14 protein-coding genes are annotated in these 15,588 nt (G+C 70.7%); 8 read left to right on the forward strand and 6 right to left on the reverse strand.

Going from position 1 to position 15,588, the window contains the following annotated elements:
• Window positions 1-3 precede the first annotated feature (3 nt).
• On the reverse strand, window positions 4-663 hold the full coding sequence (locus tag ADL15_RS10475) for a hypothetical protein (protein ID WP_067687729.1): 660 nt from the start codon (window positions 661-663) through the stop codon (window positions 4-6).
• A 291-nt stretch (window positions 664-954) separates the two neighbouring features.
• On the opposite strand from ADL15_RS10475, the gene ADL15_RS10480 reads away from it, so the two are divergent.
• The 5 genes from ADL15_RS10480 (at window position 955) to ADL15_RS10500 (ending at window position 5,321) form a co-directional block, all read left to right on the forward strand.
• Window positions 955-2,415, forward strand: a complete 1,461-nt coding sequence (locus tag ADL15_RS10480) for a menaquinone biosynthesis decarboxylase (protein ID WP_067687731.1) — start codon at window positions 955-957, stop codon at window positions 2,413-2,415.
• Entirely contained in the window at window positions 2,412-3,299 is an 888-nt protein-coding gene (gene mqnP, locus ADL15_RS10485) for a menaquinone biosynthesis prenyltransferase MqnP (RefSeq protein ID WP_083971110.1), read from the forward strand. The genes ADL15_RS10480 and mqnP overlap by 4 nt, the downstream gene beginning before the upstream one ends.
• Window positions 3,300-3,427: 128 nt before the next feature.
• Window positions 3,428-3,667, forward strand: coding sequence for an RNA polymerase sigma factor (locus ADL15_RS10490; protein WP_232344010.1), 240 nt, complete (start codon window positions 3,428-3,430; stop codon window positions 3,665-3,667).
• Window positions 3,660-4,691, forward strand: a complete 1,032-nt coding sequence (locus ADL15_RS10495) for a hypothetical protein (protein ID WP_157441284.1) — start codon at window positions 3,660-3,662, stop codon at window positions 4,689-4,691. The genes ADL15_RS10490 and ADL15_RS10495 overlap by 8 nt, the downstream gene beginning before the upstream one ends.
• Window positions 4,692-4,703: 12 nt before the next feature.
• On the forward strand, window positions 4,704-5,321 hold the full coding sequence (locus ADL15_RS10500; RefSeq protein WP_067687742.1) for a UbiX family flavin prenyltransferase: 618 nt from the start codon (window positions 4,704-4,706) through the stop codon (window positions 5,319-5,321).
• Here ADL15_RS10500 and ADL15_RS51285 read toward each other — a convergent pair.
• The gene (locus ADL15_RS51285) at window positions 5,318-5,593 is read right to left on the reverse strand and encodes a BldC family transcriptional regulator (protein ID WP_083971111.1); all 276 of its coding nucleotides are present in this window, start codon (window positions 5,591-5,593) and stop codon (window positions 5,318-5,320) included. The genes ADL15_RS10500 and ADL15_RS51285 overlap by 4 nt on opposite strands.
• 212 nt (window positions 5,594-5,805) lie before the next feature.
• Between ADL15_RS51285 and ADL15_RS10505 the strand changes: the two genes are divergently transcribed.
• The 3 genes from ADL15_RS10505 (at window position 5,806) to ADL15_RS10515 (ending at window position 8,863) form a co-directional block, all read left to right on the forward strand.
• Window positions 5,806-6,255 carry an Lrp/AsnC family transcriptional regulator gene (locus tag ADL15_RS10505; RefSeq protein WP_067687744.1) on the forward strand — a complete coding sequence of 150 codons (450 nt, stop codon included), beginning with the start codon at window positions 5,806-5,808 and terminating at the stop codon, window positions 6,253-6,255.
• 1 nt (window position 6,256) lies between these two features.
• Window positions 6,257-7,351 carry a PLP-dependent cysteine synthase family protein gene (locus ADL15_RS10510; protein WP_269748331.1) on the forward strand — a complete coding sequence of 365 codons (1,095 nt, stop codon included), beginning with the start codon at window positions 6,257-6,259 and terminating at the stop codon, window positions 7,349-7,351.
• A gap of 93 nt (window positions 7,352-7,444) precedes the next feature.
• Window positions 7,445-8,863, forward strand: coding sequence for a M1 aminopeptidase family protein (locus tag ADL15_RS10515; protein WP_083971113.1), 1,419 nt, complete (start codon window positions 7,445-7,447; stop codon window positions 8,861-8,863).
• Here ADL15_RS10515 and ADL15_RS10520 read toward each other — a convergent pair.
• From ADL15_RS10520 to ADL15_RS10540, 4 genes are all read right to left on the reverse strand, one after another.
• Window positions 8,838-9,479 (reverse strand): putative glycolipid-binding domain-containing protein, encoded by a 642-nt coding sequence (locus ADL15_RS10520; RefSeq protein ID WP_067687755.1) that lies wholly within the window; start codon window positions 9,477-9,479, stop codon window positions 8,838-8,840. The two genes, ADL15_RS10515 and ADL15_RS10520, sit on opposite strands and share 26 nt — an antisense overlap.
• Window positions 9,480-9,658: 179 nt before the next feature.
• Entirely contained in the window at window positions 9,659-11,590 is a 1,932-nt protein-coding gene (locus tag ADL15_RS10525) for a DEAD/DEAH box helicase (protein ID WP_067687757.1), read from the reverse strand.
• Between the two features lie 271 nt (window positions 11,591-11,861).
• A complete protein-coding gene (locus ADL15_RS52830) occupies window positions 11,862-13,652 on the reverse strand; it encodes a hypothetical protein (protein WP_157441285.1) in 1,791 nt (596 codons plus the stop codon).
• Window positions 13,653-13,858: 206 nt separating this feature from the next.
• Complete coding sequence (locus tag ADL15_RS10540; protein WP_232344011.1) at window positions 13,859-15,505, reverse strand: C40 family peptidase; 1,647 nt, start codon at window positions 15,503-15,505, stop codon at window positions 13,859-13,861.
• Window positions 15,506-15,588 lie beyond the last annotated feature (83 nt).

Genomic DNA, 15,588 nt, shown 5'->3' on the forward strand with positions numbered 1-15,588 from the left:
GGATCACGACGTGCAGTCGCCCGCGCTCCACGTGTCGTAGCGGGTGGTCCAGTCGAGGCAGAAGCCGCCGCTGCGCTGCTGCTGCCCCGGGGCCACCCCGGTCAGCGTCGGCACGTCCTCGCGCCAGAACCGGGCCGGGCCGCCGCCGGGCGGGCGCAGCTGGACGTTGTCCACCTTCACCGGCGGCACGTCGATCCGGCCCGGGCTCTTCGCGTCCGCGTGCACCTCGACGTACTGCTCGACGAACGCGGAGCCACCGATCGGCAGCTTCTGCGCGGTGAGCAGGTTCCACCGGTTGTTCCACCACAGCCAGGCCTGCCAGACCCCGTCGGCGTCGGTGTGCAGGTCCAGCCAGACCGTGTCACCGGCCTTGATCGGGTACTGGTCGTAGAACTGCCAGGACTTGGTGTTCGTGTTGTAGGTGTAGATGTGCGGGCGCGCGGCCAGTTCCCAGCCGTTCTGCGCCCAGCCGGCCTCGAGCCACGCGATGGTCCCCTTGCCCATGTCCCGTTTCACCATGAACCGGCTGGCGACGAAGTCGTACGTGCCGTTCCGGATCGCGCCGTCCACCACGCCGAGCCGGCCGGAGACGCCGCTCCACTCGCCGGCTGTCCCGGCGCCGAGGTGGTGGTAGCCGCTCGGGGTGAGGCCGGGGGGCTTCACTTGTCGTACCGAAGACTCGAGGACCGCGGCCCGGCACGCACCTGGAGCGGACCGCGATGCCCGGACCGAGGGTGGCCGGCTGGAAGCCGGACCTGGAACACCGCAGGCCGGAAGCCGATCCGGCCGTGCCGAGACCGCCGGGGCGGCTATCGCGCCGACGGCCAGCAACCCGATCAGGGCGCACCACCGTGCCATGCTCCGCCGCTTCACCATCTGGTCAACGTGAGGCGCGGATCAAACGTGACGGACCTGGGCTCAAGGAGGGGCCGGGCCGGTGCCAGACTGTGGGTCATGGCGTCCCGTGGGTTTCCCTATGCCGATCTGCAGAGCTTTCTCGCCGCCCTGGAATCCGCCGGTGAGCTGCGCCGGGTCACCGTGCCGGTGGATCCGACGCTGGAGATCAGCGAGGTGGTGACCCGCACGGTCCGCGCCGGTGGCCCGGCGCTGCTCTTCGAGAATCCGACGCGCGGCGAGATGCCCGTGGCGATCAACCTGTTCGGCACCGAGAAGCGGATGGCGATGGCGCTCGGCGTCGAGTCGCTCGACGAGATCGGCGCCCGGATCGGCGCGCTGGCCAAGCCGGAGCTGCCGGTCGGCTGGTCCGGGATCCGCGAGGGCATCGCCAAGGTGCTGCAGCTCAAGTCGGTGCCGCCGAAGAAGGTGAAGGTCGCGCCGGTCCAGGAGATCGTGCTCAAGGGCGACCAGGTGGACCTGGGCCGGCTGCCCGGCCTGCAGGTCTGGCCCGGCGACGGCGGGATCTTCCACAACTTCGGGCTGACGCACACCAAGCACCCGGAGACCGGCAAGCGCAACCTCGGGCTCTACCGGCTGCAACAGCACTCGAAGAACACGCTGGGCATGCACTGGCAGATCCACAAGGACTCCACCGCGCACCACGCGGTCGCCGAGCGGCTCGGGCAGCGCCTGCCGGTGGCGATCGCGATCGGCGCCGACCCGGTGGTCTGCTACGCGGCCAGCGCCCCGCTGCCCGGCGACATCGACGAATACCTGTTCGCCGGCTTCCTGCGCGGCGAGCGGGTCGAGATGGTCGACTGCCTGACCGTGCCGCTGCAGGTCCCGGCGAACGCGCAGGTGATCCTGGAGGGCTATCTGGAGCCCGGCGAGCGGCACCCGGAGGGACCGTTCGGCGACCACACCGGCTACTACACGCCGGTCGAGCCGTTCCCGGTGCTGCACATCGAGTGCATGACCATGCGCAAGGACCCGGTGTACCACTCGATCATCACGTCCCAGCCGCCGCAGGAGGACCACGGCCTGGGCAAGGCCACCGAGCGGATCTTCCTGCCGCTGGCCAAGATCCTGATCCCGGACATCGTCGACTACGACATGCCGGCCGCCGGGGTCTTCCACAACTGCCTGATCGTGTCGATCCGCAAGCGCTACCCGAAGCACGCACAGAAGGTGATGAACGCCATCTGGGGTGCGCACCTGATGTCGCTCACCAAGCTGATCGTGGTGGTGGACGAGGACTGCAACGTGCACGACTACAACGAGGTGGCCTTCCGCGCCTTCGGCAACGTCGACTACGCGCGGGACCTGCTGCTCACCGAGGGGCCGGTGGATCACCTGGACCACTCGTCGTACCAGCAGTTCTGGGGTGGCAAGGCGGGCGTGGACGCGACCCGCAAGCTGCCCGCGGAGGGCTATACGCGAGGCTGGCCAGAAGAGATGATCATGGCGCCGGAAGTCGTCTCCCTGGTCGACAAGCGGTGGAAGGAATACGGGCTGTGACAGCTGTCGAGGAGAAGCCCGGGAAGGTCAAGTCCTTCCTGCGGCTCGTCATGATCGAGCACTCGGTCTTCGCGCTGCCGTTCGCGTACCTCTCCGCGCTGGTCGCCATCGACCGGGACGGGACCGGGCGGCACTGGCTGGACCTGGTGCTGGTCACCGTCGCGATGGTGTCCGGGCGGACGTTCGCGATGGCCGCCAACCGGATCCTGGACCGCAAGATCGACGCGCTGAACCCGCGTACCCAGAACCGGGAACTGGTCACCGGCGCGGTGAGCGTGCGGACCGCCTGGACCGGCGCCGCCGTCTCGCTCGTGATCCTGGTGCTCGCGGCCGGCCTGCTCAACCCGCTGTGCCTGGTCCTGTCGCCGCTCGCGGTGGTCCCGCTGGTCATTTATCCGTACGCGAAGCGGTTCACGAACTTCCCGCACTACGTGCTCGCGCTGGCACAGGCGGTCGCACCGGTCGGCGCCTGGCTGGCGATCACCGGTACGTTCAGCGGCTCCGGACCGGCCTGGGTGCTCGGCATCGCGGTCGGCCTGTGGATCGGTGGCTTCGACATCATCTACGCCTGCCAGGACGTCGAGGTGGACCGCCGGATCGGGGTGCACTCCACGCCGGCCCGGTTCGGTGTGCCGGTCGCCCTGCACATCTCCACCGTCACCCACGTGCTGACGTTCGGGTTCTTCGTCTGGTTCGGCCAGCTGGTCGGCCTCGGCTGGCTCTGGTGGATCGGGCTGGCGCTCACCGCGGGCGGCCTGATCTACCAGCACGTGGTGGTGACCCCGACCGACCTCTCCAAGGTCAACCGGGCGTTCTTCACCGCGAACGGCTTCATCGGGATCGCGCTGTTCGTCTTCGCGGTGCTCGACCTGAATCTGCTGTAACCCGTTCCGGCCCCGGCTCCGTCTAGTGATCGTGAGCGCTAGAGAGGCCGAGTTCCGGGAGTTCGTGGCCGCGCAGCCCATGGTGGCGACGGGAGCGATCAGGCGGCGGCGACGTACCGGAGCCGGTGGTGTCCGACCTGACGGGGGCGGTGCACGACCGGCTCGAGCTCCGGGCCGCGCTCCTGAAGGTGCCGCCCCGGCATCGCGCGGTGCTGGTACTGCGGTACCTGGAGGGCCTGAGTGTGCAGCAGACCGCTGCGGCGCTGCACTGCCCGGAGGGCACCGTGAAGGTGTACACGGCCCGCGGTCTCACCACGCTCCGGCAGATCCTCGGCGTCGATCTGGAGGAACGTCATGCGGTTGTCTGACCTGTTGGAAGACGCGCGGGTGGACGCTCCGCCGGCGCGCTACGACGTTGATCACGTGGTCCGGGCGGGCCGGCGGTTGCGCTGGCGGCACCGTGCCGGCTGGGCGACCGCGGTCGTGGTGGCGGTGGCCGCCGCGGTCGTGGCGCCGCAGGTGGTCGCCCGGCCGGAGCGGCCCGCCCCGGCGCCGGTCGCGGCCTCGCCCTCGGCGAGCGCCGCATCGCCTGAGTTGCTCTCCTTCGACTACGCCTTCCGCGGCTACCAGGCCGGTGCGTTCCGGGTGCTCGACCCCACGCTTGTGGAGTTGCGGGGGACCACCGCCGAGATCCGACGGAACGGTAAGGAGGTCGGCCAGCTCACCGTGCTGCGCCCCGGCATCACGGACGTGGTCCCGGGGTTGCTCTCCACCACCCCGGCCGAGCCTGTCGCCGGCCGGGAGGCGACGTGGGCGCAGTTCGTACTGCCCGGGGACCGCGCGAGCGACGACTCGGAATTCCTGGTCTGGGAGTATGCCGACGGGGCCAAAGCCATGGTGCGCCCGATCGCCGGCTCGATGACCCGGGCCGGGATGCGGGCGGTGGCCGAGGCTCTCGCCCCCGACAGTGGATCAGCCGCGCACCTCGCGACCGTGGCGAAGTACCTCCCGGCGGACTACCGCCTGATCACGGCCGGCTCCACGAGCGGTTCCTCCTACACGGAATTCGTCACCGCCTCGATGGCCGAGGAGAGGATGCGCCGTCCCGGTCGCGGGCCCGCCCCGGGAAAGATCGCGCACCTCATTCAGATCAAGGCAGGGAAGGCGGACGACGACCTGCCCACCCCCGCGAAGCTGACCTGCCAGGCCGGCACCTGCACAGCCGCGGTGGCGGGCGGTTACCGTCTGACCGTTTCCGGTCAGGGCATCGCGGCGTCCGAGGTCAAGAAGATCGCGCAGGGGATCACGGTGGTCGATCTGAACGACCGGGCCGCCTGGCCCCGGGTGAATGACGCCATACCCGCCGCGGCCCAGTTGACCGTGAACCGGTAGCACACTGGGAGCATGCGCGAACCCTGGATCATCGGTGTCTCCGGCGCCTCCGGCACGCCCTACGCCCGCGCGGTGCTCAGCGCACTGCTGGACGCCGGCGAGTCGGTCGACCTGGTCGTCTCCCGGGCGGCCCGGCTCACCCTGCTGGACGAGACCGGTGCGACGATCCGGGATGCGCACTGGAAGGACGACGTCGGCGCCTGGCTGGGCCGTGACCTCGGTGACCTGGCCTACTGGCCGGCCGGTGATCTGGCAGCCGGACCGAGCAGCGGCTCATATCCGGCGAAGGGGATGGCGGTGGTGCCGGCCAGCACAGCGGCATGTGCCGGAATCGCCATCGGACTCTCCAAGGACCTGCTTCAGCGGGCCGCGGAGGTCAATCTGAAGGAGCGCCGACGGACCGTGGTGGTGCCGCGGGAGACTCCGGTGACACGTAGTCACCTGGAACATCTGATCGCACTGCACGACGCTGGTGCGGTGGTGCTGCCTGCCAGCCCCGGTTTCTACGGGTCTGGAGCAGACGCCACCGCACAGCAACTCGTCGATTTCGTAGCTGGCAAAGTGTTGGACTCGCTGGGCGTAACACACACCCTGATGCGGCGATGGAACGGACGGCTCGGTGAGCGCTAGCGCAAACCGTTGGGCGGACCGAAACCCGTACCCGGGCTTGTCGGACCACTGTTACGCGGCTTGTTCGCCGCGTCGTCCTCGCGCATCTCCTCGATCACGCCGTCGCCCTCAAGGAGGGCCTTGACTTCGGATTCGCGGAATCGGCGGTGTCCACCAGGAGTACGGATGCTACCGATTCGCCCGGCTGCAGCCCAGCGCGTGACCGTTTTCGGATCGACGCGAAACAATGCGGCTACTTCGCCCGGCGTCAGCAGACGGTCTCCAGTGTCCACAACCCCCTCCTCGGTTCTGTTTTCTGGAGCGGCCGTGGTCACGGTGAGTGTCGGCTTGCTCGATCGGGACGTAAAGCCATTAGAGCACCGCCCCAGAACCAAGTCCGTGAAATGCGGAAAAAGCCCCGATTGCGACAACGATCATTATCCTGCCCCCCATTCGTCGCTACCGGGCGTGAGTGCCGACCGGCCACCCGTTTAGGGTTTCACACATGGACTCCATCGACCTCCGGCTGATCGACCTGCTCCGGGAGAACGCGCGCTCGTCGTACGCCGAGCTGGCGCGCAAGGTCGGGCTCTCCGCCCCCGCGGTGCACGAGCGAGTCGGTAAGCTCGAGGCCGCCGGCACCATCCGGGGTTACCGCGCCGACGTCGACCACCAAGCGGTCGGCCTCGGGGTCACCGCGCTGATCGGCATCGTCGAGGACTCCGGCGCGGACACCGACGACGTGCTCGCCGCGGTGCGCGCGATGCCCGAGGTGGAGAGTTGTTACTTCATGGCCGGCGTGGAGTCGTACCAACTGATCGTCCGGGTCGGCACGATCGCGGAACTGGAGCAGCTGATTGTCCGGATCAACCGAACCCCCGGCGTCGCCTCCACCCGCACCGCCATCGCCCTCTCCACCAAGTGGGAGAACCGTCCGCAGCCCGGGGTCGGCTGAGTTGACGATCTCCGTGGAGCGCTGCGACGACAGCGCCCGGGACTGGGCCCGCAACGCGATCGCCCTGGTCGAGGCGGACGCCAACCGGTCCGCCGACACCCACCTGCTGCCGTTCCCGCTGCCGGCCGCCTGGGGCATCGACCTGTACCTCAAGGACGAGTCCTCGCACCCGACCGGTTCGCTCAAGCACCGCCTGGCCCGGTCGCTCTTCCTGTACGCCCTGTGCAACGGCTGGATCGGCCCGCAGACCACCGTGGTGGAAGCGTCCTCCGGCTCGACCGCGGTGAGCGAGGCGTATTTCGCCCGGATGCTCGGCCTGCCGTTCATCGCGGTGATGCCGGCCAGCACCTCGCCGGAGAAGATCTCGCTGATCGAGTTCCAGGGTGGACGGTGTCACCTGGTGACCGACGGGACCACCGTGGTGGCCGAGGCCCAGCGTCTCGCCGCCGACCTCGGTGGTCACTTCATGGACCAGTTCACCCACGCCGAGCGGGCCACCGACTGGCGCGGCAACAACAACATCGCCGAGTCGATCCACCTCCAGCTCGCCATGGAACGCCACCCGGTGCCGACCTGGATCGTTGTCGGCGCCGGCACCGGTGGCACCAGCGCCACCATCGGCCGATACGCCCGCTACCGCCGTTTCCCCACCAAGGTCTGCGTTGTCGACCCGGAAGGCTCGGCGTTCTGGCAGGCTTACGTCGCCGCCGACTGGACCGTGGTGACAGGGAAGGGTTCCCGGATCGAGGGCATCGGCCGTCCCCGGGTGGAGCCGTCCTTCCTGCCCGCGGTCGTCGACCGGATGGTGCAGGTGCCGGACGCCGCGTCGCTCGCCGCGATGCGGGCCGGTTCGGCGATCCTGGGCCGGCGCCTCGGCGGGTCCACCGGGACCAACCTGTGGGGCGCGTTCGGGCTGATCGCCGAGATGCTGGCGGCCGGGCGCACCGGATCGGTGGTCACGCTGATCTGTGACGGCGGCGAACGGTACGCGGACACCTATTACTCCGACCGGTGGGTGAGCGATCAGGGGCTGGTCCTGGCACCGCACACCACGACGATCGAGGCGTTCCTGCGGGACGGTACCTGGCCGGACTAGGCCTGCATCGACGGTCCGTGATTAGATCCGGCCGTGGAAGATCCCTCGCGTTCGGCCGTGCCGGAGCCCCAGGCCGTTTGGCAGCCTCCGGTCGTGCCCCGGCCCCGGGAATCCCCGGACCCTTCCTACGGCCTGCCGCCGGTCTCCTGGGGCCCGCCGCCGCCCGCTCCCTGGGGCGCCCCGCCGGCCCCGCCCGCACCCTGGGGTCCTCCACCCTTTCCGCCCATCCCGCCGGCCCCCCAGCGCAACTGGAAGCCGGCCGTCTTCGCCACCCTGGCCGCCGTGATCCTGGCCGCCGGCGCCGGCGCCGCGGTGCTCTGGCCGGCCCGCGACGAGCCCGCGAAGGCCGACGCCGCCACGGCGCCGGCCCGCCCGGCCACCCCGTTCGAGCTGGTCGCCGAGCGGCTGCAGAAGCAGGCCGAGGCGCTCACCAAGGGCGACGAGAAGGCCTGGCTGGCCTTTGTCGACCCGGCGAAGAAGACGCTTGTCACCCGGTACCGGACGATGTTCCGGAACCTGCGGACGCTGGAGATCAGCCACGCCGAGTTCCACGCCGACAAGCTGGAGGGGACCACCGCGACCAAGGTGGTGACCCAGGCCGCGCTCGGCTACTGCTTCTCCGGTGTGGCCTGCCCGGACTGGCGCAAGAACTACGACGAGGGCCCGGCCAAGGTCACCTACCGGCTGACGTTCCAGCAGGTCCGTGGCCAGTGGGTGATCACCGAGCTGAACGACCAGGCCGGCGTCGAGAACAACTACCTGCAGCCGGCGCCGTGGGACAACCGGGCGCTGACCTTCGTGAAGGGCAAGCGGGTCATCGTGGCCGGCCCGAGCAGCCAGGCCAAGCAGCTCAAGCAGGTGCTCGTGCTGGCCGAGAGGGCCGCCAAGGTGGCCGACCGCTACGCCGGGTACGTGAACAACCCGCAGCGCCGGTACCGGGTCTACGTCGCCGACGAGAAGGGCTGGAAGAACTGGTACGGCGGCATCAAGGAGAAGTGGGTGATCGGCTACGAGATGCCGCTCAACTCGACCGGCGGCGACATCGTGCTGCGCGCCAAGTCCAGCGCCGACCGGGGCCAGCTCGCGGTGACCATCCAGCACGAGCTCGCGCACGTGGTCACCCTGGCCGGCGGGACCTGGGAGACCACCGACGACCAGTGGCTGGTCGAGGGGGTGGCCGAGTACATCGGCGCGCTGCCCCGCAAGCCGCAGGACACCGGCAACCACGACGTGCTCATCGAGGCGTTCCAGCGGCGCGGGATGCCGAAGAGCATTGCGGTGCCGTCCCTGGCCGACAACGCGGACGATCTGACGGTGAACACGCTCTACGCGATGGGGCACTACGCGACCGCGTGCATGGCCGCCAAGTTCGGTGATCGCAAGCTGCTCCAGTTCACCAACCTGGTGCTGCGCGAGGCGAAGAAGCCCGACGAGGCGTCTCGTACCGCGTACGGAAAGCCGTTCGCCACCGTCGACAAGGCCTGCCTCAGCTGGATCCGCGACCGAGTGTGATCATTCGGGCGAGTCCCGGGTAATCGGTGACGAAGCCGTCGTCGTCAACCGTCAGGTCGGCGGCGAACGTCTCGCTGGCGAAGCGGACCCGGTTCTCGCCGAGCGGGGTGTAGATCTGGTCCGCCTGCACCACCTCGAGGCTCGGCACCAGCACCCACGCCACGCTCACCCGGTGCGAGACGCCGACCTCCCCGGTCAGCAGCGCGCGCCGGCGGATCGGCAGCGTGTTCGTCAGCGGCGACCCGCTCAGATCGACGTCGAACACTCCGTAGAGCAGGTCCGGGTCCTCGATCCCGGGCAGCCCGGCCCGCGCGTGCCCCGCGTCCACCAGGGCCGCGTCGAGATCACCCTGCTCGGACGTGGTCACCCGCCACCGCCCGGCGGCCAGCTCCAGCCGCACCCCGCGCGCCCAGCCGGCACCTTCGGACCGCACGTCCAGCCGCACCGTCGCCCAGCTCGGATCCGTCTGGATCTCGTAGTGGCAGGCGAACTCCACAGGCTCGGCGGCCAGCACGGTTCCCCGGGCATAAAGCCCGTTCTGCGCATCCAGTCGCACATGCTCACAACCGGGGACATCCCGGCGTTCCCAGAACAACCCTGCTGACAACACGCCCATACCGGCAAGCTACCCGGGTTTCCGGCCGAGAGAGCCAACGCGGCGCAGGATTCCGCGCCAGGAGGTCGTCGCGTCCGATTTTCATAAGGTACGACGGCCCGGCCGCGCCCTGTGGACAAGCCTGTGGAAAAGCCCCGCCTCGCAGGTGCGAGACGGGGCTTTCGTTAAAGCTGGGTCAATCAGTGACTGCGGGCCGGACGCGCCGAGTTGAAGCGGGCCGGGCCACCCTCACGACGCTCGGTGCGGGGCCGCTCGCCGGTCCGCGGTGCCGGACGGTCGGCGAAGTGCCGCTCGCCACCACCGGTGCTGGCGGTGCGCTCGCCCCGCGGGCGGTCACCGAAAGCCGGACGGTCACCTAAGGCCGGACGGTCGGTACGGGCCGGACGGTCACCGAAACGGCTCGCGCCGCCACGGTCGCCGCCGAAGCTCCCACCGGAACGCTCGCCGCTGAAGCCGCCACGGTCGCCGGCCGGACGGTCGCCCGCCGGACGGTCGCCACGGTAGCCACCGCTGCTGCTGGCCGGGCGGTCGCCGTAGCCACCACGGTCGCCCGCCGGGCGGTCGCCACGGTAGCCACCACTGCTCGGCCGGTCGCCGTAACCGCCACGGTCGCCGGCGGGCCGGTCACCGCGGTAGCCACCGCTGGTGGGCCGGTCGCCGTACCGGGGCCGGTCACTGCCGCCGCCGCCGAAGCGACGACCGCCACCGGAACGCTCACGACGCTGCTCCGGCTCCTCCACCACGGGGATGCCGGACGGCTGACGGGCACCGGTGACCTCGGCGAGCTTCTCGTCGCCGACCCGGACGCGGACCTCGGACGGGGAGACGCCCGCCTTGGTCATCATCGCCTGGGTGGTGCGGCGCTGCTTCGGGAGCACCAGCGTCACGACCGCGCCGGACTCGCCGGCCCGAGCGGTACGACCCGCGCGGTGCAGGTAGTCCTTCGGGTCCTTCGGCGGGTCCACGTGCACGACCAGGGAGACCCCGTCGACGTGGATGCCACGCGCCGCCACGTCCGTGGCGACCAGCACGTTCGAGCGGCCTTCCTTGAACTCGGCAAGCGTGCGGGTACGAACCCGCTGGGTCTTGCCGCCGTGCAGGGCGCCGGCCCGGACACCGACCGCGTGCAGCTGCTCGACCAGCCGGTCGACACCCATCTGGGTGCGGGCGAAGACGATGGTCTTGCCCTCCCGGTTGGCGATCGACGCGGTGATCGGGAACTTCTCGGCCGGCGGGATCAGCAGCAGGTGGTGATCCATCGTAGAAACGCTGGCCTCGGCCGGCGCGGTGGAGTGAGTCACCGGGTCGTGCATGAAGCGCCGCACCAGCGAGTCGACGTCACCGTCGAGCGTCGCCGAGAACAGCAGCCGCTGAGCGTGCTCCGGGGTCTTCGCGAGCAGCTCGGTGACCTCGGGCAGGAAGCCCATGTCGGCCATCTGGTCGGCCTCGTCCAGCACGGTGATCTCGACGTCGTCGAGCTTGCACGCGCCCCGCTCGATCAGGTCGGCGAGCCGGCCCGGAGTCGCCACGATGACCTCGACGCCGCGGCGCAGAGCATCCATCTGACGGTCGTACGGAACGCCGCCGACGGCGGTCTTCAGGAAGACGCCCACGGCCCGGCCGACCGGCATCAGCGAGTCGGCGACCTGCATCGCCAGCTCGCGGGTCGGCACCATGATCAGGGCCTTGGGGTAGTGCGGGCGGGCCTTGCCGCTGGCGGCGACACGGGTCAGCACCGGTAGACCGAAGGCGAGCGTCTTGCCGGAGCCGGTCTGGCCGCGGCCCAGGACGTCGCGGCCGGCCAGAGCATCCGGCACGGTGGCGGCCTGGATCTCGAACGGGGTGGTGATGCCCTCACGGGTGAGGACGCGCACGATCTCGGCAGGAACACCCAGGTCGGCGAAGCTGATGACCGTCTCGGCGGGAGCCTCGGCCTCATCGGCGGGAGTCTCGACCGCGGCGGTCGCGGTGGCGGTCTCGGTGACGGCGGCCTCAGTGGCGGCGGTCTCCGTGACGGCGGCCTCGGTCGTGTCGACCGTGGCGGTGTCGGTGTCGTTGGTGCCGTTCTCGAATACGGACGGGAACGTGCTGGAATCAGCGAAAGTGGTCAAGAGAACCTCTCTACGGGGGCGCATGCTCGCGAATGGCCCGCCGCGGTGGTTGTGAACCGCCCGCTGAATTGCCCGCAAGAACGCCCGTGGCGTGCTCCGGATGGGCACGCCGCGTCAACATCTGCCATGAGTGTACGTGTGAACGCTTGCCACACCGACCGCATTCCGGTCTGGTAGTGGGCAGGCTCACCTCAGCGCACAACCTCGCCAGCTTAGAGCAGGCGCCCCCGGGCGGCAAATACCCCGGGGGGAGTACACGAACGCTAGCTTTTTACTTGCCCGTGAGCATGTCAGTGAAGCTGCTCCCCACGGTGAACACGAAAACCAGGCTCACGGTGACGAGCACGCCGAGGACGATCAGCATGGCCAGGATCACCTTCAAGTTTCCGCGTCGCTGCTCCACCGGCGCGTCGTACCACCCCTGAGCCAGGATGTGCCCGGTGAGCGAGCCGGAGTTCTCCGCGGGGTTGCTCACCGGCATGGTCATGTCGATCGCCGGGTAGCCGCCGGTGCTGTAGAGCGTGCCGGGCGCCATCGGCCCGCCGTGCTCCGGCTGACCGGCCGGTGTCGGCTGCCGGGCCTGGCCGTACTGGCCGGCCTGACCCTGGCCGCGCTGCCCGGGCACGGCGCCCGGCATCGAGACCACGTTGACCGGCATCGTCGCGTCGATGTTCGCCGACGCCAGGTTCACCGGCATGGTCATGTCACTGTTCGCGCCAGCCAGGTGCACCGGCATGGTGCGGTCGCTGCCCCCGGCGAGGTTGACCGGCATGGTCATGTCGCTGTTGTTCGCGGCACCACCGGGCGCGGCGCTGGTGTTCGAGGCGGAGAACGGCATGGTCATATCGGCGAGGTTGACCGGCTGGGTCAAGTCGCCGTTGCCCGGCGCGGGTGGAAAGCCAGAGGTGCCGTAGGACATGGGCGGAAGGACTCCCGTCGGGCCGCCGCCGTCGGGCGGCATCGTGTACGAGGGCAGGCCGTTCCCGATCGCCGGGGGCGGCGGGAAAACCGGACTCGGGCCGGGTGGCGCGGGCACCGGGGACGGCCCGGGGCCGGGCGGCACCGGGCTGGGACCCGGCATCGGCGGCACCGGTGAGGGACCGGGGCCAGGGGGAACGGGGCTCGGCGGGTACGGGTCCGGCACGGGGCCAGGAGGAAACGGCGCCGGCGACGGGGTGGGGAAGGGACCGGGCTGTGGGCCGGGGAACGGTCCGGGTGTCGGTGTGATCGGTTCCGGACGGGCCGGCTCGACGGGTTTCGGCTCGCTGGGCCGGGGCGGCGCGGGGACCGGCCGGGGGTGACTCGGCTCGGGCTCGGCGGGCTTGGGCTCGCTCGGCTTGGGTTCGCTCGGCTTGGGCTCGCTCGGCTTGGGCTCGCTCGGCTTGGGTTCGGCGGGCTCGGGGTCCGCGGGCTTCGGGTCAGCCGGTTCCGGTGTCGGCTCGCTGGGCTCCGGGTCAGCCGGCGTTGGCTCGCTGAGCTTGGAGCCGGCCAGGACCGAGGTCGGCTCGGAGCTTGCCAGGACCGAGGTCGGCTCGTCGGGCTGCGCGTCGGCCAGGACTGTCGTCGGCTTACCGGGCTGCGCGTCGGCCAGGACCGTTGTCGGGTCGCTGGGCGCCGGGGCGGCCGGGGCGGGCGTCGGGTCGCTGGGCTTCGGGTCGGCGGCGGCGCCGTAGACGGTCGACGACTGCCGCTGCGCACCGTTCGAAGCCGCACCCGGCACGCTGGCCCGTGCCGCGCCCGCGCTAGGCACCGCCGAGATCGGCCGCGCGGAGCCACCATTGCCCCGCGACGAGCCGAAGTCCGCCGCGGGAGTGCCGGAGCCGGAGACCGGACCAGAAGCGCCGGAGACCGGCGCAGGAGCGGCCGAGACCGGGTCAGGAGCGGCCGAGACCGGCGCGGCGGAGACCGGGGCGGGAGCGCCGGAGACCGGCGCGGCGGCCGCCCACAGCGCGCCCGGAGGCGGTGGCGGCGGCGGTGCGAAACCCTCGGCCTCGTCGGCGGGCGGCCGGCCGGGCGGCGGCGAGGAGTTCGCGCCGTCCCTGGTCGCCTGCTGCTCGTCCATGGGTCCTCCCGACCGCCGCTGCCGACGGCTTTTGGACGTCGGTCGCTGACCTTAACCGTGCCACATCAGTCGGTGTGAACGCATCCGGCATTGACCCGAAAAACCCTACGACGGCGCTGCCTGAAGGGTCGATGACCGGTTCGGATGGTTTTCCGGACGCCTTGTCACTGGATTTCCGGACTGGAGGTGGGTGCCGGCAAAGTGCCCTAGTCGGAAGAGGTTGAAACCGAGGCCGCGGTGCTCGTCTCGGCCTCGGTCGACTTGGTCGCCTCAGCCGTCTTCGAGGTGGTCTGCGCGGCGCTCGCCGAGGTGGTGGTGGCCTCCGGCGCCGAGGTCGTCGTCTCGACCGGGTCGGGCGTCTTCGACGGCGTGGCCGACGGGGTGCTCGACGGCGTGGTGGCCGACGGCTGGGTCGACGGCGTGGTGGTCGACGGGTTGGCGCTGGGGCTCGAGCTGGAACCGCTCGGCTTGGGCGTCGGCGACGTGGTGACCGGCGGCTTGCTCGTCGAGGAGGTCGAAGGGCTCGGCGTCTTGGTGGTGGCCGACGGCTTCGGCGTAGCGGTCTTGGTCGGGGTGCCGGTGGCCGGCTCTTCCGCGTCGGGCGAGCCGAGCGGCACCTCGCTGGCCCCGCCCTCGACCGAGCCGAAGACCCGGGTGGCCTGGAACAGGCGGGTCCACCGGACCGGGACGAGACGCACGTTCAGCCCGGTGCGCGGGGCCTCGACCATCATGCCGTCGCCGGCGTACATGGCCACGTGGTGGATGCCGGTCCAGCTGTTGGAGTAGCTGAAGAACAGCAGGTCACCGGGGAGCAGGGAATACCGGTCGACGACCTTGTTGCGGGTCTGCCAGTACTGGTCGCGGGAGACGCGGACCAGCGGGAAGTTCACCGTGTGGTACGCCGCGTACATCAGGCCGGAGCAGTCGAACTGGTCCGGGCCCTCCTCGGACCACACATACGGGTCGCCGCGCTGGGCCAGCGCGTACTGCAGCGCCTGGACCGCCCGCGGGTCGGCACCCTGACCGTTCGTCGAGCCGGACAGGTAATCCGTGCCGAGCGCCTGGTCGGCCGCGCTCGCTGCGCTCTCGGCGGCGGTCAGCTCGGCGCGGTGCGCGTTCTCCAGCTTCTGCTGGGCGGCCTGCTTCCGGACGAGCTGGGCGTTCATCTTCGTGTACTGCGCGGCCAGGTCGTTCCACTTGGCGGTGGTGGTGATCTGCTCGTCGAGCGCGATCTGCGTGCCGATCTGCGCGGCCTCGAGCCGGCTGGCCGACGAGTCGTCGGTCGGGGTCTCGCCGCGCTGCAGGCGGGCCAACTGGTCCAGGCCGAGCAGGCCGGAGTCGAGCGCGCCCGGCGGGGCGGCGGCGGCCTGCTGCATCGCCAGGCCGGCGGCGGCGACCGCGTCGGTCTGCGCGTCTCCGAGGTTGGTCTGCGCGTCGGTGACCTTCTGCAGCGCCGTGGTGACCTGGGTCTGCGCGAGGTCGCGCTCGGCCTTCAGCTTGAGCAGCTGGTCGCCGAGCTGGTCGACCGCGATGCGGCCCTTCTCGATCTGCTGCAGGACCGGGCTCGTGGCGGAGCCGGGGATCGCGGAGGTGGTGGTCGTGCTGATCGGGGTGCCGGGCAGCACCAGGGCGCCGAGCGCGGTGGGGCGCGAGCCGGCGTCCGGCACACCCGCGGCGATCACCTGGCCGCCGGCTGGCAGGCCCGGAGCGGTCGGCTGGCCACCGACCGGAGTGGTCACCTGACCACCGGCTGGCACGGTCGGCGCGGCCATCGCCGGGATCGGCTGGAACAGCGCGGCGAGTGTGGCGGCGGCGGCCGCCGAGTACATGACGGGGCGGAGTCGCGCCTGCACGGATCGTGATGTTACTGATCCGTACCGCAGTGCCTTCGACATGAGCTCCCCATCCGCGACGGCCGGCGACCATCGCTAGTCGT

It is taken from the genome of Actinoplanes awajinensis subsp. mycoplanecinus, assembly GCF_001509495.1.
GTDB classification, from domain to species: Bacteria; Actinomycetota; Actinomycetes; order Mycobacteriales; family Micromonosporaceae; genus Actinoplanes; species Actinoplanes palleronii.

Excerpts from the sequence above, each read along its gene's own strand:
- ADL15_RS10480 (WP_067687731.1), top strand. The coding sequence starts at position 955 with ATGGCGTCCCGTGGGTTTCCCTATGCCGATCTGCAGAGCTTTCTCGCC.
- ADL15_RS10500 (WP_067687742.1), top strand. The coding sequence starts at position 4,704 with ATGCGCGAACCCTGGATCATCGGTGTCTCCGGCGCCTCCGGCACGCCC.
- ADL15_RS10505 (WP_067687744.1), top strand. The coding sequence starts at position 5,806 with ATGGACTCCATCGACCTCCGGCTGATCGACCTGCTCCGGGAGAACGCG.
- ADL15_RS10520 (WP_067687755.1), bottom strand. The coding sequence starts at position 9,479 with ATGGGCGTGTTGTCAGCAGGGTTGTTCTGGGAACGCCGGGATGTCCCC.
- ADL15_RS52830 (WP_157441285.1), bottom strand. The coding sequence starts at position 13,652 with ATGGACGAGCAGCAGGCGACCAGGGACGGCGCGAACTCCTCGCCGCCG.